The 24,982-nt window shown below is 38.1% G+C and carries 20 protein-coding genes; 9 read left to right on the plus strand and 11 right to left on the minus strand.

Annotation, left to right across the window (positions count from 1 at the left end; all coding sequences use genetic code 11):
• Positions 1-178: 178 nt before the first annotated feature.
• On the plus strand, positions 179-1,486 hold the full coding sequence (locus J2Y40_RS06530; protein WP_309997894.1) for a DEAD/DEAH box helicase: 1,308 nt from the start codon (positions 179-181) through the stop codon (positions 1,484-1,486).
• 404 nt (positions 1,487-1,890) lie between these two features.
• On the opposite strand, the gene J2Y40_RS06535 is transcribed toward J2Y40_RS06530, so the two are convergent.
• Complete coding sequence (locus tag J2Y40_RS06535; protein WP_309997897.1) at positions 1,891-2,784, minus strand: SMP-30/gluconolactonase/LRE family protein; 894 nt, start codon at positions 2,782-2,784, stop codon at positions 1,891-1,893.
• 265 nt (positions 2,785-3,049) lie between these two features.
• Here J2Y40_RS06535 and ccoG point away from each other — a divergent pair, with 265 nt between their 5' ends.
• On the plus strand, positions 3,050-4,492 hold the full coding sequence (ccoG, locus tag J2Y40_RS06540; protein WP_153399468.1) for a cytochrome c oxidase accessory protein CcoG: 1,443 nt from the start codon (positions 3,050-3,052) through the stop codon (positions 4,490-4,492).
• A 52-nt stretch (positions 4,493-4,544) separates the two neighbouring features.
• Here ccoG and J2Y40_RS06545 read toward each other — a convergent pair whose 3' ends face one another.
• Complete coding sequence (locus tag J2Y40_RS06545) at positions 4,545-5,426, minus strand: helix-turn-helix transcriptional regulator (protein ID WP_153399466.1); 882 nt, start codon at positions 5,424-5,426, stop codon at positions 4,545-4,547.
• Between the two features lie 381 nt (positions 5,427-5,807).
• On the opposite strand from J2Y40_RS06545, the gene J2Y40_RS06550 reads away from it, so the two are divergent.
• The 6 genes from J2Y40_RS06550 (at position 5,808) to J2Y40_RS06575 (ending at position 12,829) form a co-directional block, all read left to right on the plus strand.
• A complete protein-coding gene (locus tag J2Y40_RS06550; protein WP_153399464.1) occupies positions 5,808-6,149 on the plus strand; it encodes a MerR family transcriptional regulator in 342 nt (113 codons plus the stop codon).
• A 196-nt stretch (positions 6,150-6,345) separates the two neighbouring features.
• The gene (locus tag J2Y40_RS06555) at positions 6,346-7,617 is read left to right on the plus strand and encodes a helix-hairpin-helix domain-containing protein (RefSeq protein WP_309997901.1); all 1,272 of its coding nucleotides are present in this window, start codon (positions 6,346-6,348) and stop codon (positions 7,615-7,617) included.
• 111 nt (positions 7,618-7,728) lie between these two features.
• Positions 7,729-9,657: a phage baseplate assembly protein V gene (locus tag J2Y40_RS06560; RefSeq protein WP_309997904.1), complete on the plus strand. Its 1,929-nt coding sequence runs from the start codon at positions 7,729-7,731 to the stop codon at positions 9,655-9,657.
• Positions 9,658-9,667: 10 nt separating this feature from the next.
• On the plus strand, positions 9,668-11,581 hold the full coding sequence (locus tag J2Y40_RS06565; protein WP_309997906.1) for a polymorphic toxin type 23 domain-containing protein: 1,914 nt from the start codon (positions 9,668-9,670) through the stop codon (positions 11,579-11,581).
• Positions 11,562-12,263, plus strand: coding sequence for a hypothetical protein (locus J2Y40_RS06570; protein WP_309997908.1), 702 nt, complete (start codon positions 11,562-11,564; stop codon positions 12,261-12,263). The genes J2Y40_RS06565 and J2Y40_RS06570 overlap by 20 nt, the downstream gene beginning before the upstream one ends.
• Before the next feature lie 38 nt (positions 12,264-12,301).
• On the plus strand, positions 12,302-12,829 hold the full coding sequence (locus J2Y40_RS06575) for a DUF2314 domain-containing protein (protein ID WP_309997910.1): 528 nt from the start codon (positions 12,302-12,304) through the stop codon (positions 12,827-12,829).
• 36 nt (positions 12,830-12,865) lie between these two features.
• Here the strand turns inward: J2Y40_RS06575 and rluF are convergent, their stop codons facing one another.
• From rluF to J2Y40_RS06610, 7 genes are all read right to left on the minus strand, one after another.
• Positions 12,866-13,588: a 23S rRNA pseudouridine(2604) synthase RluF gene (gene rluF, locus J2Y40_RS06580; protein ID WP_153399452.1), complete on the minus strand. Its 723-nt coding sequence runs from the start codon at positions 13,586-13,588 to the stop codon at positions 12,866-12,868.
• The gene (locus J2Y40_RS06585; RefSeq protein WP_309997912.1) at positions 13,588-14,163 is read right to left on the minus strand and encodes a hypothetical protein; all 576 of its coding nucleotides are present in this window, start codon (positions 14,161-14,163) and stop codon (positions 13,588-13,590) included. Before J2Y40_RS06585 ends, rluF begins: the two co-directional genes overlap by 1 nt.
• A complete protein-coding gene (truB, locus tag J2Y40_RS06590) occupies positions 14,163-14,861 on the minus strand; it encodes a tRNA pseudouridine(55) synthase TruB (protein ID WP_309997914.1) in 699 nt (232 codons plus the stop codon). The genes J2Y40_RS06585 and truB overlap by 1 nt, the downstream gene beginning before the upstream one ends.
• On the minus strand, positions 14,861-15,310 hold the full coding sequence (locus tag J2Y40_RS06595; RefSeq protein ID WP_309997916.1) for a hypothetical protein: 450 nt from the start codon (positions 15,308-15,310) through the stop codon (positions 14,861-14,863). Before J2Y40_RS06595 ends, truB begins: the two co-directional genes overlap by 1 nt.
• Positions 15,311-16,129: an undecaprenyl-diphosphate phosphatase gene (locus tag J2Y40_RS06600; protein WP_153399444.1), complete on the minus strand. Its 819-nt coding sequence runs from the start codon at positions 16,127-16,129 to the stop codon at positions 15,311-15,313.
• A gap of 101 nt (positions 16,130-16,230) precedes the next feature.
• Positions 16,231-16,527: a DUF3098 domain-containing protein gene (locus J2Y40_RS06605; RefSeq protein ID WP_153399443.1), complete on the minus strand. Its 297-nt coding sequence runs from the start codon at positions 16,525-16,527 to the stop codon at positions 16,231-16,233.
• 1 nt (position 16,528) lies between these two features.
• Positions 16,529-17,425, minus strand: coding sequence for an ABC transporter permease (locus J2Y40_RS06610; protein ID WP_153399441.1), 897 nt, complete (start codon positions 17,423-17,425; stop codon positions 16,529-16,531).
• Between the two features lie 91 nt (positions 17,426-17,516).
• Between J2Y40_RS06610 and rsmA the strand changes: the two genes are divergently transcribed.
• The gene (gene rsmA / locus J2Y40_RS06615; protein WP_309997921.1) at positions 17,517-18,287 is read left to right on the plus strand and encodes a 16S rRNA (adenine(1518)-N(6)/adenine(1519)-N(6))-dimethyltransferase RsmA; all 771 of its coding nucleotides are present in this window, start codon (positions 17,517-17,519) and stop codon (positions 18,285-18,287) included.
• Positions 18,288-18,554: 267 nt separating this feature from the next.
• On the opposite strand, the gene J2Y40_RS06620 is transcribed toward rsmA, so the two are convergent.
• Together J2Y40_RS06620 and J2Y40_RS06625 are read right to left on the minus strand one after the other, a co-directional pair.
• Positions 18,555-20,933, minus strand: coding sequence for a choice-of-anchor L domain-containing protein (locus tag J2Y40_RS06620; protein WP_153399438.1), 2,379 nt, complete (start codon positions 20,931-20,933; stop codon positions 18,555-18,557).
• Positions 20,934-21,339: 406 nt separating this feature from the next.
• On the minus strand, positions 21,340-24,921 hold the full coding sequence (locus tag J2Y40_RS06625; protein WP_153399437.1) for a choice-of-anchor L domain-containing protein: 3,582 nt from the start codon (positions 24,919-24,921) through the stop codon (positions 21,340-21,342).
• Positions 24,922-24,982 lie beyond the last annotated feature (61 nt).

Consider the following 24,982-nt stretch of genomic DNA (forward strand, 5'->3'; position numbering starts at 1 on the left):
TTTCCACCCTGACCTTTACAGTCTGTAAACGACTGATCTAGAGAAGGATGAATTGTGAATTTTGCTGCGCAAGTGAAATGTCAATGATTACAACATCAAAAATTCACAAGCGAAGCGGATTGAGCATTCACTATTGACTCTTTATAAAATCTACTCTTCAAATCACTACCTTTGCACCATGGAATTAGAATCAATTTATCAAAAACTGCAGATTCAGGATATGAATCAGATGCAGAAATCCACATACAACGCCTCTGAGAATAATACGGACATCGTCCTGCTCTCCCCTACAGGTTCCGGGAAAACTCTTGCTTTTTTATTTCCGGTTCTCAGGAATCTGAAAAAAAATGCCCAGGGGGTTCAGGCCTTAATATTAGTTCCGGCAAGAGAGCTGGCTCTACAGATTGAACAGGTTTTCAAAACAATGGGAACAGATTTTAAGGTTTCTGTTTGTTATGGCGGACATGATAAAAAGATTGAGGTCAATAATTTAATTGAAGCTCCTGCTGTTTTAATCGGAACTCCCGGAAGAGTTGCTTATCATGTGAGAAATCATAATTTTGATCCGAAAAGCATTCAGACTTTAGTTCTTGATGAATTTGACAAAGCCCTGGAGCTGGGCTTCCATGAAGATATGGAGTTTATAGCAGGTTCACTAAAAGGTCTTTCACAAAGAATTTTAACTTCAGCCACAGCCATGGACGAGATTCCAAAGTTTACAGGCTTAAAAAATGAGAAAACGATTGACTTTTTAAAGTTAAGTGAAGTAAAACCGGATATTCAGTTACGAAAAGTAATGACCATTTCGGAGGAAAAACTGGATACATTGTTTCATTTAATCTGTAAAATAGGAAATAAAAGAACCCTTATTTTCTGTAATCACCGCGAGGCTGTGGACCGTATTTCAGAGCTTCTTCATCAAATGGGAATCGACAGGGAAACCTTCCACGGCGGAATGGAACAGGACGAAAGAGAACGCGCCTTATTGAAATTCAGAAATGATTCGGCCAGAATTCTTATCACCACCGATCTTGCTGCCCGCGGACTTGATATTCCGGAAGTGGAATCCATTGTTCATTATCAGCTGCCTCCAAAAGAAGATGCTTTTATTCACAGAAACGGACGTACGGCAAGGATGAATGCCAAAGGTTTTGTTTATCTGATTATGACTGAAGATGAAAACTTTCCCTTCATTAAAAGCAATACTCCGGAAGAAAGCGTTACGGGATTTGACAAGGCCCCTCAGAAGACGCCTTTCCAGACAATTTACATCAGTGCAGGAAAAAAAGATAAAGTAAATAAGGTGGATATTGTAGGATATTTACTTAAAAAAGGAGAGCTACAGAAAGAAGATGTTGGGGTTATCGAAGTAAAAGATACCACATCCTATGTTGCTGTTGCCAGAAATAAGGTGAATGCTGTTTTAAGAAAACTTCAGAACGAGAAACTGAAAGGCAAGAAAGTAAAAATGGAGGTTGCCTATTAAAAGGTATTTGCAAAGACGCAAAAGATTTAGCCATTTTGAGATATTGATGTGCAAACTTTATTTAGGAAAGTTTGCACATTTTTTTGTGGGTGCCATGAATACACGATTTTTTTATTTTCAGATCGCTCGCTGATCTTGATTAGGCAGATCTTTTATTCAGAGGCCAATAGAATTTGTAGATTTTCAAAACTCATGTGTCCTTTATTGACACGAATACCTAATTTTTATGTATTGTGATTTTAAAAATTGGCTGTATAAGTTTTGGCTAAAGCCAAATGGATTATTTTTTATTATTTAGGCGGACTAAAGTCCGCCTCTATTGAATAAACTCTATAAAAATTACAGGTTATCATCGATTCCGATAGAAAGTTGGAGTTTAAAAAAATTTCAACCGAATTTAAAGGTTATTTCACTCCCCGTACTTTTGTTGGTAAAATATACACTGATTTTGATGCTGTGATGAATAAAACATCATTATTTTCTCCTCCGAAAGTTACATTAGAAGTCCATTTTTCAGGAATCGGGATGTGATAGATCTTTTTCCCCTTACGGTTAAAGACATGTACACCATCACCCGTCAGGTAAAGATTTCCATGTTTGTCCAGGGTCATCCCATCGGAGCCCATTTCACAGAATAGTTTTCTCTCGGATAATTTGCCTTCGCCAAGAATGTCATATTCATAGGTTTTTCCAGCGTCTATATCTGAAATATACAGTTTCCTGATCGTTTCACTTCCTGCGATTCCATTGGGTTGGGTAAAGGTTTCTAATTTGCTGATTTTTCCATTTTTATTTCTGTAATAGAGACTTTTGTGCGGCAGCTCCTGTTTGAAATCCGTCCAGTAATCTCTTTCATACAGAGGATCTGTAAAATACATTCCTCCAAAAGCATCATTCCAGATATCGTTGTGGCCGTTCAGGCGTTTTCCTTCAAAACCTTTAAACAGAATTTCCACTTTTTTATCCTTTGAGATTTTCCACATTTCGCCCTGCTCATCGGAACAGGTAATCAGAAAATCATCTTTATCAAAATGGGTTCCGTTGGCTCGTCCTGTTTTATCGAGAAACAAAGTCACCTGATTGGTTTTCCAGTCCCACAGGTAAATTTTATCATTAGGCTGGTCCGTGAAATACACATTTCCCTCTTTATCGGATGAAGGACCTTCCGTAAAACTGAACTGGTCTGAAATTTTTTCAGGCTGTACCCCATCATAAAACATGTTGCTATTATTTACAGATTGACAGTTTATCAATGCGAAAACCAAACCAATCAGAACTATTCTGCAGATATTTTTCATACTTCATTTTTAAAGATGCAATTTACGATATCAGAAACAGTCTCCCAACCTATTTTCTCATTTTGATTAATCTCAATTTAAAAAACAAAAATGTCTCAATTGTCCTATTCTGGAAGTAGATAATATTAGTACTCAAAAAGTTTAATCCGGACCTTTGCAGAGGTAGGAGATCAACGAAATTTTCCCTTATAAAAACTGACTGAAAACAACTTGATCCGGCCTTAAATATTCCCTTACTACTTTTTCAATTTAATAAAGTAAAGCAATGAGTGCAGAATCAGGCAACAGCAAGTTCATCGAAATAGAAAATGAAGAATTCAGAAATTCGGTGGGAACCATGGATGAAACCGGGAAAAGAAAATGGGTATTTCCACGAAAGCCCAAAGGAAAATATACCAATTACAGGAATTATACCAGCTATGCCCTGCTGGCTTTGTTTTTCGGACTTCCTTTTATCAAAATAAACGGTAATCCTTTTCTGCTGATTAATGTGATTGACAGGAGATTTTTCATTTTAGGACAGCCTTTTTATCTTCAGGATTTCTTTATTCTCGCTCTGGGAGCTGTAACTTCCGTCATCTTTGTGATGCTGTTTACCGTAGTTTTCGGACGAATATTCTGCGGCTGGCTTTGTCCGCAAACCCTTTTTATGGAAATGGTTTTCCGTAAAATTGAATACTGGATAGAAGGTGACCGGAACAAGCAGATGAAACTGGACAGACAGGAATGGGATGCTGAAAAGATCAGAAAAAGAGTAACAAAATGGAGTGTATTTCTTTTGATTTCATTAATCATCTCTACGTTTATGTTCATGTATATTGTAGGGTATGAACAGGTTTTCCAGATTATGATTGAGGGACCTTCCGAGCATCCTTTAAAGTTTATCACGATGATCTTTTTCACGCTGACCTTCTACTTTGTTTTTGCATGGCTCCGCGAACAGGTGTGTACACTGGTTTGTCCATACGGAAGACTTCAGGGGGTACTGATCGATAAGCAGACCATCAATGTTTATTATGATTTCAGAAGAGGGGAAGGCCGTTCAAAATGGAGAAACAATGAAGACCGGAAGGCAGCAGGAAAAGGAGACTGTATCGACTGCCATCAATGTGTAGTGGTGTGCCCTACCGGTATTGATATCAGAAACGGACAGCAACTGGAGTGCGTGAACTGTACAGCCTGTATTGATGCCTGTGATGAGGTAATGGAAAAAGTAGGACTTCCTAAAGGACTGGTTCGTTATGCCACAGAATCTGAGATTGAAAACCAGGAGAAGTTCAAATTTACGCCAAGAATGAAAGCCACTACTGTAATTCTTGCCTTGCTTATTGGGTTCCTTGGATTTTTAATGTACGACCGCGGATCTATGGAAGCCAAGTTCATTAAACCTGCAGGCTCTACTTTCTTTGTTAAAAACGGGAAAATAACGAATACATTTATTTATACCCTCTTAAATAAATCCAATGAGAAAAAAACGCTCTACATCAAAGTGATCAGTCCTTCCAATGCGGAAATCACCTATTTCGGGTCTGAAAAAATTATTCTGAAAGGTGATGAAATTCTAAAGGGTAACATCAACATTTCTTTTCCTGAAAAGGATATTAAGCTCTCTAAACAGAATATGGTTATCGGGGTTTTTGACGAAAAGGGAATCCTCGTAGATTCATTTGATACCACATTTGAAGGACCATTTAAGCTGGTATTATAATCAGGACATAAAACCTTATCGAAAACAGCACTGAACATTGAACTTTAAACCATTAAGCCTTATATTTCCTCATAAACTGAGTAGGGGTCATTCCGGAACTTTTCCGGAAGACTCTTACAAAGTATGAATATTCCTCGTATCCCAGCCTGAAAGCAATTTCCACAAGACTTTCATCCAGATACATCAGCATTCTTTTGGCTTCCAGGACCACTCTTTCTGTAATAACTTCTGTTGCTGTTTTCTGAACTGTTGTCTGTGCTACCCTGTTTAAGTGCTTTGGAGATATTCCCAATAAAGATGCGTAGTAAGTAATGGATTTCTCATGGGTAAAGTGTTGTTCTATAAGATCTTCAAAATCCTGATAATGCTTAAAATAAGAAAGCCCGGCTGAAGAGGAAAGCATATCAATATCTTTTGAAAAAAGTCTGGTAGCATTGATAAAGATCCGGGACATGAGTGAAAGAATGCTTCCTTCCTTCATAAGAAGTTTTCCATGATGCTCGTTTTCCAACTCCTGAAACAGAAGAATCTTTTTTTCAAGTTCCTCAAGATCCAGTTGAAGTTTTCTTGGAAAAGATACGGAACCGAAGAATGGAAAATTCCTAAGTTTCTGGTTCACATAATGCATTTCATAAAATTCCTGTGAACTAAAAAAGATGTATCCGTCAATATCATCTGAAAGCTCCCAGCTGTGGATTTGTCCGGGAGACAAGAAGAAAAGACTTCCTGCTGAAACATCATATTTATGAAAATCGATCTCATGAATTCCTGTTCCCTGTGTAAAAAGAACAGCTGCATAAAAATCATGCCTGTGAGGTTTTTCAATATGACGGTGTCCTAAAATAAGATGGTCCTTCAGTGTATTGAAATAAAAATCAGAAGAGTGTCTTCCGGATTGGAAAAGGTCAATATGAAGAACAGAAATAGAATTCATTACAAGATCGGTGATGCTATTTTATGGTATAAAAATAATATAAACAAAGTCAAAACACAAGTTTTCACAAAAAAGAACCGGCAATTACCCCCTCTTCTATCACAAAGGATGGAAGTTACGTTGGATTATATCTAATAAAAGCCGCTGTAAAATCAAATTTACTTAAAAAGATAAACAACTATTATTGATGACATTCATATCTTCTCTCTTCCAGCTCCCTGCTTCAAACCTATATAAATCAGAAACCCTTATCCCAGACTGAGGTTTATTAATAAAAATGGATTGAATCGGCGTTGAGAATATATTTTGAGAGAGATTTGATCCCAGATATTTGCATCTGTTTTTGAAAAATTTTTATCTTTGGACTTTAGGATTCATCACATGAAAATAAATCTACCTGATAAGCTGTATTATTCCATTGGAGAAGTGGCAAAAGCATTTGACGTAAACACTTCATTAATACGCTATTGGGAGCAGGAATTCCCTATAATCAAGCCTAAGAAAAACAAAAAAGGGAATCGTTACTTCACTCCGGAAGACATCAAAAATCTTCAGATGATCTATCACCTGGTTAAAGAAAAAGGATATACTCTGGATGGCGCAAGGGTAGCTTTGACGACCAACAGCAAAATATCTGAAACCGTTACCTTAATTGACCGTCTGGAATTTGTGAAGGCCGAGCTTATTAAACTGAAGGATTCTCTGGCAGATCAACCGGAGTAAAACCTCATCTTTTTTATATCCACAGCACTCTTTATCTTTTCAGCAAAAAAATGCAAACCACTGGTATTGAATTATTTCACAATGCCACCATGTTTTGATTTATAATTTCCAGTAGTTCTAGTATATCTGTATTATAAAAGCATTCACTTTATTGTTTCCCATTGCCTCAACTTGTTTTTATTAATAAGTTTATGGTATGATGAGAAAAAGTTATTACCGCAAGCTTGCATTCATGGGAATGCTGCTGATTGTCCTTATGGCTTTTCAGCAATATATAAACCAAGAAAAAACGGATTTCCCAAAGGTCCGATTCATATCTGAGGCTTCAGTTTCCGCCAGCCTGTCTGATTTTGACCCCAATTCTTTAGATGAAAAACAATGGCAGAAGCTAGGTTTTTCAGAGAAACAGGTAGCGACGATTCTTAATTATAAAAAGATGATTGGCGGCCAGTTCTCCTCCAAAGAGCAGTTCAAAAAATGTTATGCCGTTTCTCCTGAAAAATTCGCAGTATTAGAGCCTTATCTTCTGCTTTCGGAAACGAATAACAAGCATTATAAATATTTTGGAAAGAAAGAAATCAGTATTTCCAAACAATTCAATCCGGACCACTTTTCTGCCGGAAACTGGGAACAGATGGGCTTCAGTGAAAAACAGGCCCAGGCTATTGTAAAATACAGAAATTACCTGGGTGGAAGCTTTATCAGTAAGGAAAAATTTAAAGAATGCTTTATTATTTCCGATGAGGTGTATGGTAAACTTGAACCGTATCTGCTGCTTCCCTCAAAAACTCCGGATCATTTCAAAAATTCAGGGAGAAATGATGCTGTAAAAGCCAATATCCAATACCGCATTTTTGATTCTAACATCTTAAATCAGGACGGATGGAAAGCACTTGGTTTTTCTGAGAAACAGGCTTCAACAATCGTTAATTACCGTGACCGGAATCTTCATGGAAGTTTCAAAAATCTTGAGGATATTCAAAAGTGTTTTGTTATCTCCCCTGAAAAATTCCGGGAAATAAAACCTTATATCAAACTAAGCTTTGTACCTGTCAAAAAAGAGGAAAGACAACAGGAAAAGACTGATTTTTCAAAAACCGATCTGAATACGATCAGTTTTAAACAGCTCATAGAATTTGGTCTGGATGAAAAAAGTGCAGGATATATTATTGGCTTCCGCAGAAAACTGGGAGGTTTTATCACTAAAGAACAAATCCTTGAAACTTATAATATTGATAAAGACAGAGTTCAGAAATTGGTTTCCATCTGCCCTCTTAATTCTTCGGAAGTTCCTAAATATACTTTAACTGATGCTCCTGAAGAATGGCTGAAAAGTCATCCCTATTTTAAGTATTCCGCAGACAAGATTATATTTTACCGCATCAGCAATCCGGATGATAAAAAAATATGGAAACTATTGAAGCTGAAACCCGAATATGAGGCAAGGATGAGATTGTATGTCAGGTAGTCATGGTAAAATCGTAGAAGTACGACACTTTTCATATTTTTCCAAAAGTATTAATTCTAAACAAGATAATATTTCTAACTTTAAAGAATTACTACCAAAACGCACTATACCATGAAAAAAAACAGCTCGAATTCAGAAAAGATTTCAGAGAATGAAATTTCGGGAATCAACCGTATCGTTAACCTTGACATTGTTATTGAAGGTAAAATTATAAAATACTTCAAGCATTTCCGGCTGAGACAAAGCATTAGAAGTCATCATGACTTTGAACTTATACTGGCTCATGATGCTTTAGAGAAAATACAGGATCATCAGTTACAGGATGCTTATTTATTTCTGGGAAAACGTCTTACGGTAACCATAAAGTATAAAGATATTGAAAATGACGGCCCGGAAAGAACATTTGTAGGGTTGATTACAGAAGTTGGGTTCAGTCAGGAAAAAATGAGCCTTGGCAATATTGTTCTGAAAGGAAAAAGTCCCACCATTCTGATGGATTCGGCCTATCACACCCAAAGTTTCGGAGGTGACCAGCCCGTTAATACATCAATTATTGCCGACAAAATTTTCAAAGAAACCCTTGGCTCTAAATACGATTATACAATAAATGCAAAAAATGCAAGCCAGATTAACTATAGTGCACAATACAAGGAAACCCATTATAATTATCTTGCAAGGCTGGCAGAAACCTATGGTGAACAATTTTATTATGATGGCGAGATATTACATTTCGGAAAGCTTCCTTCCGGTGAGCAATCTATACAACTGATCTATGGCAGCAATGTAAATGACGTCAATGTTAAGCTGAAGGCCATTCATACCAAACCTGAATTTTTCGGATATAACAGCAGTAAAAATGAGAAACTGACAAGTTCTACCGCAAATATTAAACATTTGGGACATCTTGCGTCAAAATCATATGAGCTGAATGAGGGCATCTTTAAAACCCGGTCATTAACACCTTCCCCTGCCAATGCCAACATGTATTTAAATGTGGACGACACCCAAAAAAGTATAGCAGGAAGTGCGGCTGTAGAAGTTTTTACGGTTTCCGGAAACACTACCGTTCCGTTTCTGTATCCAGGCTGTACAACAGATATTAACATGAGAAAATCCAACACGAATGACACTTCTTACTTCACCAAACTGATGATCACAGAAGCTACCCACGAAGTAGATGCCAGAGGGTATTACACAGGATTTTTTGAAGCCATTGCTGAAGGAACCGGATATATTCCTGCCCCGGAATTTAAACTTCCTCATGCAGAGCCACAGATTGCAACCGTTGTTTCCAATACAGACCCCCTGAATCAGGGACGGATACAGGTACAGTTTGACTGGCAGCTCAACGATACTACCTATTTCATCCGGATGATGAGCCCTGATGCGGGAGGTACAGATATGATCACACAAAACAGAGGATTTGTGGCTATTCCGGAAGTGGGTGATCAGGTAATGGTTGGTTTTGAATACCATCATCCCGACTTTCCTTTTGCTATGGGCGGAATGTTTCACGGAGGCGTTGGATTAGGCGGCGGAGTAAATAATCACATCAAATCTATACAGACCCGCAGTGGTAACAGGGTTATTTTTAACGATACCGAAGGCAGTATTCATATTGAAGATCCCAGCGGTAATATCTATTTTATGGATGGAAAAGGAAATATTACAGTAACTTCTCCCCAAAACATGACTTTCAATGTAGGAGCCAATCTTGACATCAATGTAGGGCAAAATATGACCACCAATGTAATGGCTAACCAAAGCAATACTGTGGGTATGAACAAAACAGAAACCGTTACCCTGAATGAAACACAAAGCATTGGTGCCATGAAAATAACTTCTGTTACAGGTGATGCAAGTATGTTCATTACCGGAAAACTCACAGAAATGATAGATGGCGACGTACACAGTGAAACAAAACAGGAAAGAAACGAGATGAGTGAAGGTAAAATCGTGACACAAAGCGCCGGAACCAATGAACAGCATTCTGATAAGATCGTAAAGAACAACAGTTCAGAAAAAAGTAATAATTTCTAAAACCTAAAACATGAGCAGGACAAGGATTGTAAAAGGAAATATTACAAAAATCATCGGTGGAAATTATAAAAGATATTCCAATGATGAGATTGAGAATATAGGCTCAAAGGTAATACAGGTTGGCAAAGAAGACGGTGTAATTTATGGGAACCCTGAAAAATACACACCCGCTGCACCGGAAGAAAGTGAATATAAGCTGGAAAGCTCTTATATCCACGATCACATCAAAATGGTTGCTTCTGAGATCACGTCTCAATTTGATGCGGATAATACAAGCATTGTCTATAAGTTTTATAAAGACATTGCGGAAGGGAAAATTGCCAATCCTCCAATTGTTGTCACCAAAAACCGTCCTTCCTTAAAAGCTTTTTATGATGAGGAAAGCAAAAACATCCTCGTTTGGGAAGCTATGCTGCCTGATATAGAAAAGGATAACGATAAAAAAATCAAATTAATTGCAGCACTTGCTGAAGCATATGGGCAATACATCAATGCTGTTTTAAAGGAAAGTCTTCCCCAAAAGGATAATTTTGACACCTATGATTATGATCTTTTCAGATTTGATGCTTCCGGAGAATCTACAGTAGTTATTGCAAAGCTGGAATCCCCAACCTATAAAGGAAATCTGGATATCAGTTTTCCAAAACCAGAAGGTGAAACGGAAGCACCTCCTCCTCCACCTGACAACTATTACTTCCGGGAAAGGGAAAAAGAAAGAGGAGGCCCCAGCGCAGGAAACTTTGATGGATATTATGAAGCACCTGATCCCTCTGCTAATAGTTCTGAAGAAGGCCCTGGAGATCCGCCTTTTAATATCGGAATGAAATTCAGTTTTAGTCTCGGAGGCGGGTTCTCCGCAAGTTTATACGCAGGCATTTCCAAACAGATCAAAATGGGTAATTTTGGTGTGATGCCAAGCTTTAATGCTGCTCTTACGTATTACGGATATGGTACTCCCGGAACCTCTCCTATGAGCCGGCATCTGGTTACTTTAAGTGGAACACCAGCCATCACATTAGGCTATAAAACCGGAAATTCGCTTAATATGAATCTATTCAACCAGTTCTCGGGCTCAGGGGTAAATAACCCTTACGAATATGCTTTTACTTTAGGATCAACAGGGGTTCTGAGCTCAGGAAGAGTAACCAGCGAATATGATAAAAACGGAAAAAGATTACAGGACAAGTATAATAAATTTGACACTCCTCACCGGCATCAGATTATTGGCGGTTCATCTATAAAAGTAGGAAATTTTATGATCTCTTCCTACAATGATATCTTTAAACCACCTTTATTCTTTGGAATGGATTCTGATCAATACTGGTCCGCAGGGGTAAATGTCCAGGCAAAGATTACGGATAAAATTAATATGGCCTATGCCTTCGATCTGTATTATGGTAAATCCAATAATGAAAATCCGTATAATCTGGATAAGAATATCGACGGGCAAAACTATGATACCCAAAGATTATTTGATTTATTATTAAACCGCGGTCAGGAAACGTTCTCTTTTACAGATGCACAGGGAAATCTGAATACCAGAACCAAATTTGGGTATGGTACCTTCTGGCCGTCTAACAATATGCATAATGCAATTGATTTCCCCAGCGAGCCCAAGAAACCCAAAGAGCCTATAGAAAGCGACTACAAAGACCGCAGTAAATTTGATGAGGCTATAATTCAGTATAAGAAGGATATGGATAAATATTATGAAAGATTGACGGATTATAAAATCAGTGTAAGATTAAAACCCAATTCAACGTTTCATCATTTATTTGTTGTTTATTCAGATGGCTCACGTAAACCTAATTTTAATCGTCTTAAAAAATATTTTGAAGCAGATATTCCCAATAAAGAATTACAAAAATTTTATAGATTAGAGTCAGAAAATGAAAATAAAAAAAATGAAACCGAGAATAAATAAAATAGTTGTTCTGCTTCTTATTTTGTTTTGTTTCGAAAGCTGTAACAGCCAGACCAAAAAACAAAAACAATATAAAGATGAAAGGAATGCAGCATTCAAAGAATATTTAAATGCTCAAAAAATTCCGTTCAAAGAATTGAATGACAGTATTTTCAGTGCTTATTATGGTGATTTTTTATTTTACGAGAAAAAGCTAAGACTGGAATCTAACCCTTATTTAAAAGTAAACAAAGTATATATCCATTATATCACTCCTGCTTCAGTACAATTTGTCGTCTATTCTGACGAGGAAACTTTCTGTATGAGTACAGTGGATCTGGATATGGATGGAAAGATATTAAGTTTTCCGGAAAACGGAGTTGTAAAAGTATTGCAGCCCATTAATCTTCAATATTTCGGCGATTATGAGTTAGCGGGCAATATCATTAAGACAAGGAAAAGCAGAGAAAGCCCCTATAAGGAAACCTACTATTACGTTAATGGAAGTATTAAAAATGATACCATCCATTTTACGGAACGGTATGAAGGAAAATCAAAAAAGTTTGAGAAAAAAATACTGGCTAAAAAGCATAAAGAAGATTTTACAGAGGTCTATCAACCCGGATTATCTGCCAGAAAATTTATTAATAATGCTAATTTGGTCTCTTATGAAGTCACAGGAGAATTTAATATTGGAAAGTAAATCTGAAAATTTAACTATAATGCCTTAATTTTAGTAACATGAGTAAGAGTATATTCATCATATTATCTGTATTATTATTTGCATTTTGTACAGGCCAGTCGGTGAGTAACAAAGAGAAAAATAATGCAGGAAAGGAAAAATCGTTTGAAAACTCTGTATATGAAGTGGCTGCTGCCGACAAAGAAATGGTAGCTGCAATTAAAACAGCAAAGAAAACCTTTGACAAATTCGAAACAGCTATAAAAAGTGAGAATCCTGATTTTAAAAATTTTGCCATAAAAAAAGCATTCCGAAGTAACGAAGGGGATGAATTTATCTGGATATCCCCTGTCTTATTTTCTAAGGAAAAGAACAAGTATGTAGGAATTATCAACAGCCCTCCTCTCCACACCAAAGAAGTGAAACAGGATGAGGTTGTGGAAATCGAAAAAAATGAAATTTCAGATTGGATGTATTTTGATCACGACATTTTACAGGGCGGCTATACAATTCGTCTTCTCAGAAACAGAATGAGCCCTGAAGACAGAAAGAGACTCGATGATGAATCGGGTTACAGATTTGAATAATCAGAAAAAAATACAATCAGACTGAAATTCATCATTCTAATCCACCGTTTTACTGGAATCCTCAAGCAGCAGATTAAGCGCTGAAAGCTCCTGATCCGTTAAATCTCTCCATTTTCCCACCGGCAGATCCAGCTTGATATTCATGATTCGGATACGCTTCAGTTTTTTTACGTCATAGCCGAGATATTCGCACATTCTCCTGATCTGTCTGTTCAGACCCTGAGTAAGAATGATACGAAAGTTCATGTCATCTATCTTTTCTACTTCACATTTTTTGGTAACCGTATCCAGGATAGGCACACCGTTTCTCATTTTTTCAAGAAATCTAGGGGTAATAGGCTTATCTACACGAACAAGATATTCCTTTTCGTGATTATTCCTTGCTCTGAGGATTTTATTGACGATATCACCGTCACTGGTCAGCAGAATCAGGCCTTCACTGGGTTTATCCAGTCTTCCGATCGGGAAGATTCTCTGCGGATGGTTAATATAATCTACAATATTATTCTTTTCCCGCTTTGTATCTGTGGTACAGACAATTCCTACCGGCTTGTTGAATGCAATATAAACAGGTTTTTCCTGTGGTTCACGAACAGGTTTTCCATCTACTTCCACAAGATCTTCATCTGAAACTTTGGTTCCCAGTTCCGGAACTTTTCCGTTAATTGTTATTCTTCCTTCTTCCAAAAGCTTATCTGCCGCTCTTCTTGAACAGTATCCTACTTCTGACAGATATTTATTGATGCGCGTTTTTTCCATTAATCTTCTCCGTAACCGGTATAATTTTTATTGCTGAAAATGGTAATTCCATAGCTTAATCCGATGAAAAAAGCATTAGAATTTCCCTTTATCTTTTGTGCTTCCAATACAATTCCTCCTTCCTGGCTCAACCTTTTTGAGTAGGAAACCATCATTCCAAGTCTCCCTCCCCAAAGTTCAGAATTAGAAACCGCTGAATGATTGATCTGCTTACCATAGTTCAGATCGATATAAAAAGGCCGGTCTCCCGGTGAAAATATAATCTTAGGCTGAATCATCCAGAACACCAGGTGATTATTATCTTCTACAAAACTGTATCGCAATCCGGTTCCGACTGCAAAGTTAGGAAGAAAATTGTAGCCGCCTATTGCTGTGACCCCATAAGTGATCTTCCCCAAACGTTGGGTCTGAATGTATTGAGAATTATTGACTTCCGGTTCTTTATATCCCGCATTATAGCCAAAATTCAGCGACGGATTGAAATAAAAGTCCATTTTGGGTTTCTTAGTTTCCGTCTCCTGTGAAAAAAACTGAGCAGAAGAAAATAGTAATCCCAACAGAAATAAATTTTTCATCATATATTTTCAAATCTGAATTCGTTTTCCAAATAATCAGAGGTTGCATTTTCAATAGTATAATCTCCAATCTTTGTACGTCTGAGCTGAGTAAGATAAGCACCTATACCCAATTCCTGCCCTATATCGTGTGCCAGACTTCGTATATAAGTTCCTTTGGAACATCCTACCATAAAGCTGACTAACGGAAGTTCTATCTTAACATCTTTAATGTAAAATATGGTGGTCTTTCTGGACTTCATTTCTACTTCCTCTCCTGCCCTTGCCAGATTGTAAGCTCTCTCGCCATCTATTTTTATCGCTGAATATACCGGCGGTTTCTGATCTATTTCTCCAACAAACTTATTGAGGGTCTCACGGATCATTTCCTCTGAAATATGAGAGATGTCCTGATGAAGGATCTCAGGTTTTTCTGTGTCATACGATTCCGTCTGAACTCCCAATTTAATTTCCGTCCAGTACTCTTTGGGCGCATCCTGAATTTCCGGAATTTTCTTGGTGAATTTCCCACAACATATAATAAGCAGGCCCGTAGCCCGTGGATCAAGAGTTCCGGCATGTCCTATTTTAAACTTTTTGGGAAGATTAAATTCTCTTTTAAGCTTATATTTCATTTTATTGACAGCCTGGAAGGAAGTCCAGTCCAGAGGCTTGTCCAATAAAAACACATATCCTGATTGCAGTTCTTCAGCTGTCATTATTCTAAAATTTCTGTGATATTTACTAAGCCGGGCTGCTGGCTTGTTTTCTGCCTACAGTCTGCGGAAGTACCTGTATTGATAAAACATTTTATATCCCCTCTCATATAATAAACTGCTTTAAAAGGATAAACAGAATTATTGGGAGCAATATTGATGGTATAGCTTACAGGCAAAGTAAATTTATAGCTTTTATTATTGACGGTATTGACCGTCTGGTGATAGCATTTCCCTTCTTTAGAATAATTGATAAAGGCTTTACTTTCAAGCTTTTCATCCGGAACCAGTTCTTTACAGATCAGAAGCTCCTTAATCTGTGTTTTCTCTTTCAGCTCAACAAAAAAGTCCAGTCTTTCATTGGTATTGTTCTTCACAAACAAGGTATGTGCCGGCGAACAGGAAATTACTGAACCGGAAACAGCCAATATCTTTAAAATATTGCTTTTCATTTATTTAAAGAAATAGAAATAGATTAACAGGGCAATCCCAACAAAGATACGATACCATCCCCAAGGTTTGAAACCATATTTATTAAGAACACCAATGAAGGCTTTGATAGCGATCAGGGCCACAATAAATGCCACTACATTTCCTACAATAAAAATCATGATGTGATCCTGAGAAGCCATAATCATTTCGTAACCTTTTTGCGGGTTTGCGGTTTCTTTCCCCCATGTTTTAAGGAAAACAGAATATACGGTTACGGCAAGCATCGTAGGTACAGCAAGGAAAAAGGAAAATTCTGCAGCGGCCTTTCGTGTAAGTCCCTGCGTCATTCCCCCAATGATGGAGGCTGCACTACGGCTTGTTCCCGGCATCATGGCCAGGCACTGCCAGAACCCAATGGTAATTGCTTTTCTTATAGTAATTCCTTTTTCATCATCAATTTTAGGATTTTTAAACCATCGATCTACGAATAAGAGAACAACCCCTCCCAACACCAGTACGGAAGAAATAGCAATCTGGTTTCCAAGAATAGCTTCAATTTTATCATCAAACAGATATCCTAAAACCAATGCGGGAACAACAGCAAAACCCAGTTTAAAGTAAAACTGGATGTTATTCAGATCAAAGAATTTTTTCCAGTAAGCCACTACCACAGATAAAATAGCACCGAACTGAATGGAAACCTGGAACATTTTGAGAAATTCATCATCCGGTAACCCAAGCAGATTAGCGGTGAATCCCATATGTGCTGTAGAAGAAATCGGAAGGTACTCTGTAAGCCCTTCAATAATAGCAATGATAATTGCTTTAATTAAATCCATATGTTGTGTCTGTAAAAAATTAAAAGATCAAGAGATCTTGAGATTCACAATCAACTTCTGAATCTCTTAATTTCTTAATCTCTCAATAAAGAATTGATTAATTACTTTCTTTTTAAAATCGCATAGACTTCAATTGCAAAACCAATTACAACAAATAAAGGTGCAATTCTGATTCTGCGGATAGAGAAAATGCCGTCATTCCATGAATTAGGATCAAACTTGCCATCCACTGTGTTGGCATCCGGTCCCATCATCAGAAGGAATCCTACAACGATAAATGCAAGTCCTATCAGCATCCACTTGAAGTTCTGCTGGCCAAAATAAAAAGCGTTTTCCTGTGGAACTTCAGTTTCCTTGCCAAACGCTGAAGCGGAAAATTTATTTGTTTTTTTACTCATGTTAAGAATAATATAAATCGTCAACATTAGATCGTAAGAATCTCCATGTTGCAATGATTGTACTTAATACACTGATGAAAATACCTACTCCAAATACCAGTACCACCAGCCATATATACTGATTAGTGTCCTGAACGAAAGGTGTTTTTATAGTGGTTGTAAAATAATACCAAAGTCCGAATAATGCCAGTAATCCAAGTAAGGCACCTAAAACTCCAAGAATAAGCGCTTCTTTGATAAAAGGAATAAGGATAAATCTTCGCTTCGCTCCTACCAGCTGCATGGTTTTAATAATAAACCTTTTTGAAAATACTTTTAGCCTGATTGAGTTATTGATCAATACAATCGCAAGAACTAGGAATAAAATACAGAATGCCAGAATCCATTTAAGGATTTGATTCAGTTTGTCATAAATCTTCTGTGAATCGGAATCATTTTTCACATCTACAATCCCCGGCACCGATTTAATTTCTGTAAGCACTTTTCCAATTTTAGTTGAATCTGTGTACTCCGGTTTCAAAGCAATCTCTACAGATGCAGGAAAAATATCGTCTTCAAAAAGAGCCTCACTGTTTACTCCTAAACTCTTCTTAGCTTCTGCTGAAGCCATTTTTTTAGAAATATAGGTTGTACGCTTCACCGATTCCAGCTTCTGGATCTGTTGAACCGCATCGCTTTCCTGTTTTAATATTTTAGCTGAATCTTTTACATCATAGTTTTCATCGAAATATGCGTTTACAACAAGTTGTTCTTTAAGATAGTCTGAATACTTTTGCGCATTGATCAGAATAAGTCCCATTAAACCCAGTAAAAATAACACTAGGGCAATACTTATCACTACTGTAATATTGCTGGACCGAAGCCTTTTCTTATTAAACTCTTCTACAGATTTAGCCATTAATATTAAAATTTTTGGCTAAAATAGAAAAAAACTTCCGAAATTTGGGACGAAATAAAGAAAATCATTGTTAATAAAATCATAAAAAACTTTGAGTGTAAAAGCAAAAAAACATCTGGGCCAGCACTTTCTGACAGATGAAAATATCGCAAGAAAAATCGTGGAAGGTCTTAGTTTTGAGAACTATAATAATGTGATGGAAGTTGGCCCCGGAATGGGCGTCCTCACCAAATATCTTCTTGAAAAAGACCAGAACGTCTACCTGGCAGAAATTGATACCGAATCTATTGAATACCTGAAAAACAATTATTCAAAGATTACAGAAAATACGTTTGTGGGAGATTTCCTGAAACAGGATTTCCAATTCGTGAACGGTGAGCAGATTGCCATCATCGGTAATTTCCCCTATAATATTTCTTCACAGATATTATTCCAGATCGTAGATCATTATGAACTGATTCCTGAAATGGTAGGAATGTTTCAAAAAGAAGTTGCCGAAAGAACAGCAGCGGTTCCCAGAACCAAAGACTATGGAATTCTTTCCGTTCTGATACAGGCTTATTATGATGTATCCTATCTTTTTACGGTACATGAAAATGTCTTCAATCCGCCTCCGAAAGTTAAATCGGGAGTGATCAGACTGACAAGAAACCCAAAAGAAGGCCTGGCCGGAAATGAAATACTCTTTAAAAAGATTGTAAAAGCCGGATTTAATCAAAGGAGAAAGAAACTTTCAAATTCTCTGAAGGTCCTGGAAATTCCGGAAGCTTTAAAAACCCATGAGTTTTTAGACAAAAGAGCGGAAGAGCTTAGTGTTCTCGACTTCATAAGCTTTGCCAATCTCTGGAAAGAAAATAAATAACCGTAATTCGGGTTAAGGAGTTTAAATATAAAAGGTTGGAAGATGGAAGAAGGAGGCTGGAAGTCACTTTTAGTTATAAATACTGAAAGCCTCTGTAAAATCAAATCAGCTAAAAAAAGAGGGAAGTCTATTATTGATAACCTTTATAACCTCTCCCAGCTTCCAAGCTCTATAAATCAAAAATTCTTATCCCGAACTGAAGTTAAATAAACAAAAAAGCCTTTCAAATTAATCTGAAAGGCTTTTTTAATGATAGACTATCGTATATTATTCTCTATTTTTCAGCATGATCCATCCAGACCAGTTCATCTGAACTTTAGACTTAGGATATTCAAAATTGAATTTATACCAGTACGTTGCAGTCGGAAGTCTCTTCCCTCCTACTGTTCCGTTCCATACAGGCAGTTCTTTAGAGAAACGGAACATTTCTACACCGTATCTGTCGAAGATTGATCCTGTAAAGTTCTTGAAGTCACCCAGAGATTTCAGGTCAAGCACATCATTGATTCCGTCATCATTTGGCGTGATGATATTCGTGATCTGAAGGGTAAAGAATTCAAATGTGCCCACACAATGTGTCCCCACTCTTCTTACCATGATGGTATAATTGGTATTATCCAACAGGTTGGTGAATACATTAGAATCCTGCCATGAAATTCCGTTATCAATAGAATATTCCAGGCTGCTTGGCATATTATTCATCATCGGATTTTCGGCAATAACAGTCAGGGTTTTCTTAGCGCTTTCATAGTTAGCAGCAGTTACAAAAGGAACTGCAGCTCCTCCTACTTTAGCCGTAAAGGTCTTTTTACAGAATCCGTTATCTACCTCTACCGTATAAACACCCCAATCGCTGGCAAGGATAGTCTGGGTAGTAGCTCCGGTATTCCATAAATATTTATAATTAGGACCAGCACCTGCATCCAGTATAACACGGTCACCTAAACACATTTCCACATCTTTCAGAGGGGAAGTAAGTTCCGGTGTAACTTCTACTGTAATGGTCGCAGGATTTAATGAACGGCAGCCTTTAGGTCCAAGAGCATATACTGTGAATGTAGTAGTCTGATAAAGCGTGGCAGTCTGTATATTCCCTGTTCCCAAGAAATTGGTCCATTGGTAAGACGCTCCTCCTTCTGCTGTCAGAGTTACTGTTTCTCCCGGACAGATTTTAATCCTGGAAGATTTTACTCCTGCTGTAGGCGTTGTTTCTTTTAGCAGCTTCAACTCTATCATTTTGCTGCAGAAGCCACCATTTGATACTACTGTGTATAAAATTTGTCCGTCCGTACCATTATAATTCAGCACATTCTGGATATAGTTATCATTCTTAGCTATGGCATCAGCCTGATCTACATAAAACCTGAATACCGCTCCAGGTGTAGGACTTATTGAGGACATAGCATTGGTTAAATCAAAAGTGGTTATATCCGGAGTTGCACAAAGAAGCAATGTAGCATCCTGTGCAAGAGGTGTAGTTCCTCCGTGAATTTCGATGGTAGCTTTTCCCGGACAAGGGTTACCAGGTACACTTACTTCGATAGTATAACTACCTGGCTGTATTGCTGTAATAGTATTACTGGTAGCACCAGGAATAGGATCTCCGTTGAAGAACCATTGATATAACAGGTTAGGATCGCTTACAGAAGCAGTAATTACCTGCGGTACATTGTCACAAACGTTGATATCTGAAGGAAGTGTAGCTCCACTCGGGTCTAAAAGTTCTACCCCGATATTGAAAGACCCTCCTTCCAGAAATACAGCAGAGTCATAAACGTGATCGGGAGAAGCGTAAGGAGTATAGTCTGCAATAACCATTTTAAAATGATATTCCTGACCAGGAGTTACAGTAGCTGTAGCCGTAAGCGGAACAGTTCTCCCGTTAAAATTGGTTTCAATATTGGTGGTATTATAGCCTGCAAAATATTGTTCGTTAAGGGCTGGACAGCCTCCAAATCCTGTTATTGCAGGACGTATATTAGTAACACTCACCGGACCGGCACCAGCGGGAAGTACCGCCATATTCTGGTAAGGTCCTCCTGATGTAGGTCTCAGTAATATCGCAAAAGCATCCGCATAATTGCAGGGATATGAGCTGTAGTACTCTTCAGAGGCAAGGATATAATTAAATTTAATCTGGGAAGTCGTAGGTACAAAGTCAAATTCCAGAAGAACTGCATCAGCAAGTGTTCCTGTAGCGCCGATAGCCTGAGCAAGATCAGAATCTGTTCCCCCACCGTTATTCGCATTAAGTCCATCTACAAAATTATTTCCGGCTTCTCTGGCAAATCCTGTAGAAAGTACAATACCATCTTTAAAAGGGAAATTCGTAGTTCCTTTATGGAAGTATCCCCAGGATCTGTTATTATTGGTAACAGCATGGTTAGGGGTTATTTTGACATTATTTACAGTAGGTGTCACACAGGTATTGGTTCCGGAAGATATCAAAACATCTTTTACCAATTGTGTGATGGAATAATTACTTTCGTTGTAGCCAGCTGCGTTCACATCAATAAAGTTCCCTGCTCTTCGGGATTGTTCAGTCGCCTGTTTCTTTACAAGCTTTCGGGGCTGTGGAGTTTGTGAAAATAAAAAAACCGGGACGACTAAAAGGAATAAATAAATAACAGATAGAATTCTTCTCATAATACTTTTGTTTCAACAAATTTAATTTTTTTTTAAACATGTCATATACATATTTAATTTTTTTACATAAAAAGTACAAAATAACATAGCAAAAGCATTTAACAATAAATTAGCAATAACCTTTATAAATCTGCACCAAATGGATGAAAATGTTGGTATTTATACGAATTAGAACAAAAAAAATATCAAAAACTTGTTTTCACTTGATTGTGAGAGAGCATTTTAAATCTTTCTCAATCATTTTAAAAATGTATATTTCCATTAATTTATTTGTAGAAAGAGATTTCTCTATATCGTCGATTCATTATTTTTCAATCACAGAAATATACAATGCTCCTTCACAAAAAACACAAAAATCTTTCATTATTGAAAGATTTCTGTGAATAATTTATGTTTTATTATTTTATTAATTTCTGTTTTTCAGTAATATCCAACCTGAGCGCTGCTCTAGCTTCTTACTCGCCGGATGTTCCCATTGTAGCTTATACCAATATGTTCCTGTAGGCAGATTAATTCCCTTCAGAGAACCTGTCCATATTGCATCTCCTTTTTTCGCCTTGAACACTTCTGCTCCATATCTGTCAAAAATTGAAGCTGCAAAATTATTATAACCGCTTACTCCCGTGAAATCTATCGTATCATTGATACCGTCCATATTCGGAGTAATAGCATTATTGATAACAAATGTAAAGAATTCCAGTGTAGAACCGCATTTTGCTCCTTTTACCCTTACCATCAGGCGGTAATTCGTATTATCCAGAATATTGGTAAATATATTGGATGTATGCCAGGTTATTCCTCCATCTATAGAATATTCCAGAGCACCTCCTGTTGGGTTGCTTGAAACAAGGGTAAGCACATGGTTTTCATAAATAACATTGGTAAACTGTGGAAGATCCGGGTTCAGTAATTGGGCAGAGAATGTTTTAGAACATACTCCATTACTTATGGTAACACTGTATGTCCCCGGAACATTGGTAGATATGGTTTGGGTAGTCGCTCCTGTACTCCACAGATAAGTATAACTTGGTCCGGCTCCCGCATCTAATGTTCCGGTATCTCCCGCACAGACTGAAACATCCGCCAAGGTAGAAACAATAGCAGGAACTACCTCAATTTTCACTGTAGCAGGCTGTGTTGAACGACATCCGTTTCCTCCCAATGCGTAAACAGAATAGGTTGTTGTAACGGTAGGCGTAACAATCTGAGTATTTCCATTACCCGGAAGGCCATCCCATTCATAGGTAAAACCTCCAGTCGCGGTAAGGGTTACAGATTCACCAACGCAAATTTTTGATCTGGAAGCTGCAATGCCTGCAATAGGAGGTCCTACTACAACCGTTACTGTGGCAGGGGTAGCAGAAATACATCCGTTGGCACCCACAGCGTGTACCGTATATACAGTAGTCATTGTAGGAGAAACTACCTGAGTACTTCCATTCCCGGTAAGACCGTTCCCCCAGTTATAAGTTGCTCCGCCTGAAGCGGTCAGTGTTACAGACTCGCCTAAACAGATTCTTGGTTGTGATGACACCAATGCAGCTGTCGGACGGGTTGTATCTTGTGTTACGGTAACAGTGGCAGTATAGGTACAGCTCAGATTTCCTGGCTGAGATACATTAGTCACTGTAAGTGTATAAGTACCTCCTGTACTTACTACCGGTGTAAGTGTATTGGCTCCGGATACAATAATCCCTCCTCCCGCTGCTGTCCAGGCGATAGTAGAACCTGTAGGAACTACTGAAGCAGATGCATTTAAAGTAACCTGAGGAGTTGTACAGGTAACGGTTTGCGGGGGTTGTATAGTAAGAGTTGTTTCAGCGGTTCTTAATAATTGCAGGGAAACTACATAATGACATCCCCCATTTTTTACAAGAACATATATCGTCTGATTACCTGGAGGTGCATAGTTTGTAGGATTCGGGATGGTATTGTTATTTTCAGCAAGCGCATCAGCCTGAAGCACATAATAGGTAAAAGTAACTCCTCCAACTGTAGTGATCTGACTCTGTGCTGTTGTAAGATCATAAGTAAGTCCCGGTGCATAACACTTATGCAGCACAGCATTCTGTACAGTAATAGGGTTTGAAACTTCAATCGTAATTGTCGCAGGATTCTGGGAAACACATCCGTTTGCGCCTACTGCGGCAACGGTATAAGTGGTTGTTGCTGTAGGGGATACGGTTTGCGTATTTCCTGTTCCCGAAAGCCCAGTCCAATTATAAGTAACTCCACCGGATGCTGTTAAGATAACAGAATCTCCGTTACAGATTTGTATTTTACTGGCTGTAAGACCTGTAACCGGAGGAGCACTGTCCCCTGTTACCGTTACATTGGTAACTGCCGTACAGGTCAGATTTCCAGGCTGGTAAGTATTTGAAATCGTTAAAGTATAGGTTCCCGGCGCATTCACCACCGGAGTTAATGTATTTTGTCCTGAAACTATATTTCCTCCTGTTGTAGTCCAGTTGAATGTAGATCCTGCAGGATAAACAGAAGCAGAAGCGTTCAAAGTAGTTTGCGAGTTCGTACAGGTTAATACTGCCGGAGGAGCTGCCGAAGCTGTCATCTGCGGAGCTTTTACCAGTTGTAATTCTGCTATTTTTGAGCAAAAACCATTCATTACCCGGACGTATACCGTTTGTCCTCCTGCGCTGGAGTACGTAGCCGGACTTGGAATTGTGCTGGCATTTCCGGCAACCGCATCAGCCTGGTTTACATAATAGGAAAAGGTTGCACCCGGAGTTCCACTGATAGAAGGTTGCGCTGAAGGCAGATTAAATGTGACATTCCCCGGTCCATAACAGGCTGTTAGCGTAGCATTCTGCACTGTAGGAGAAGTTCCGCCTACAACGGTTATCGTTGCAGTTCCCGGACAGGTATTCCCCTGAACATATACTTTTACACTATATACTCCGGGTTGTGTAGCGGTATAGCTGGGATTGGTTGCTCCGGGAATCGGATCATTGCCCAGATACCACTGATAGGTTACATTAGGTGCCTGCACAGAAGCTGTGAAAGTCTGAGGAGCATTATCACACATATTAACCGAAGCAGGAAGCTGAACTCCTGTAGGGTCTAAAATGCTCACCCCAATATCAAATGATCCAGCTTCCAGAAAAACAGCAGAATCATACCGGTAATCCGTATAATCTGCCAGAACCATTTTGAAATGATAGCTTTGCCCTGGTATTACAGTTGCCGTAGCCGTTAAAGGAACGGTACGTCCTTTAAAATTGGTTTCAATCTGAGCAGTATTCAATCCTCCGAAATAAGCTGCATTTTTAGGTCCGCAGTAAAAATCAGCAGGAACAATATTGGTAACACTCACAGCCCCCGCATTATTGGGAAGTACAGCGAGATTGGTATAGGTAGGATCACCTGCCTTTTTCAGCAATAAAGCAAAACCATCGGTAATCTGACATGGAAAATTCCCCTGATACTCGGCAGAAGCAAATAAATATCTGAACTTTACCTCTGTAGTAGTGGGTACAAAATCGAATTCTATATAAGTAGCATCTTTCAGAGCATTGTTCGGAACATTTAAAGCTGCTGCCAGATCCGCATCCCCCATTGTAGATAGCTGATCTTCCAGCGTAAGCTGAAAGTCATTACCAGCCCTTGCTGCAAATCCTGTAGAAAGAATAATCCCTTTTGCAAAAGGAAAATTGGTAGTTGCTTTATTAAAATATCCCCAGCTGCGGTTAGCATTGGTTGCAGATAAATTCGGAGAAACATTAACGTTGCTTACGTTAGAAGTTGAACAGGCTCCGCCGGATATCAATACATCTTTTACCAGCTGTGCAATACCAAAGCTGGACTCAGGATAATTGGGCGTATTTACATCAATAAAAGCTCCTGCTTTCTTGGACGCTGCAGAAGGCCGGTTGGCAACGCCCACTCCTTTTCTGGTCTGAGAAAAGACAAAGCTTCCTATTAATGCAAAAAATAATGCCAAAAATAAATTTCTGCTTCTCCTATTTAACATTTTATATTATTTTAAACAAAAATACTATTTTTTTTAATTTAAACTTCATCGAATACAACTT

It is taken from the genome of Chryseobacterium sp. 2987, assembly GCF_031456375.1.
Classification (GTDB): domain Bacteria; phylum Bacteroidota; class Bacteroidia; order Flavobacteriales; family Weeksellaceae; genus Chryseobacterium; species Chryseobacterium vaccae.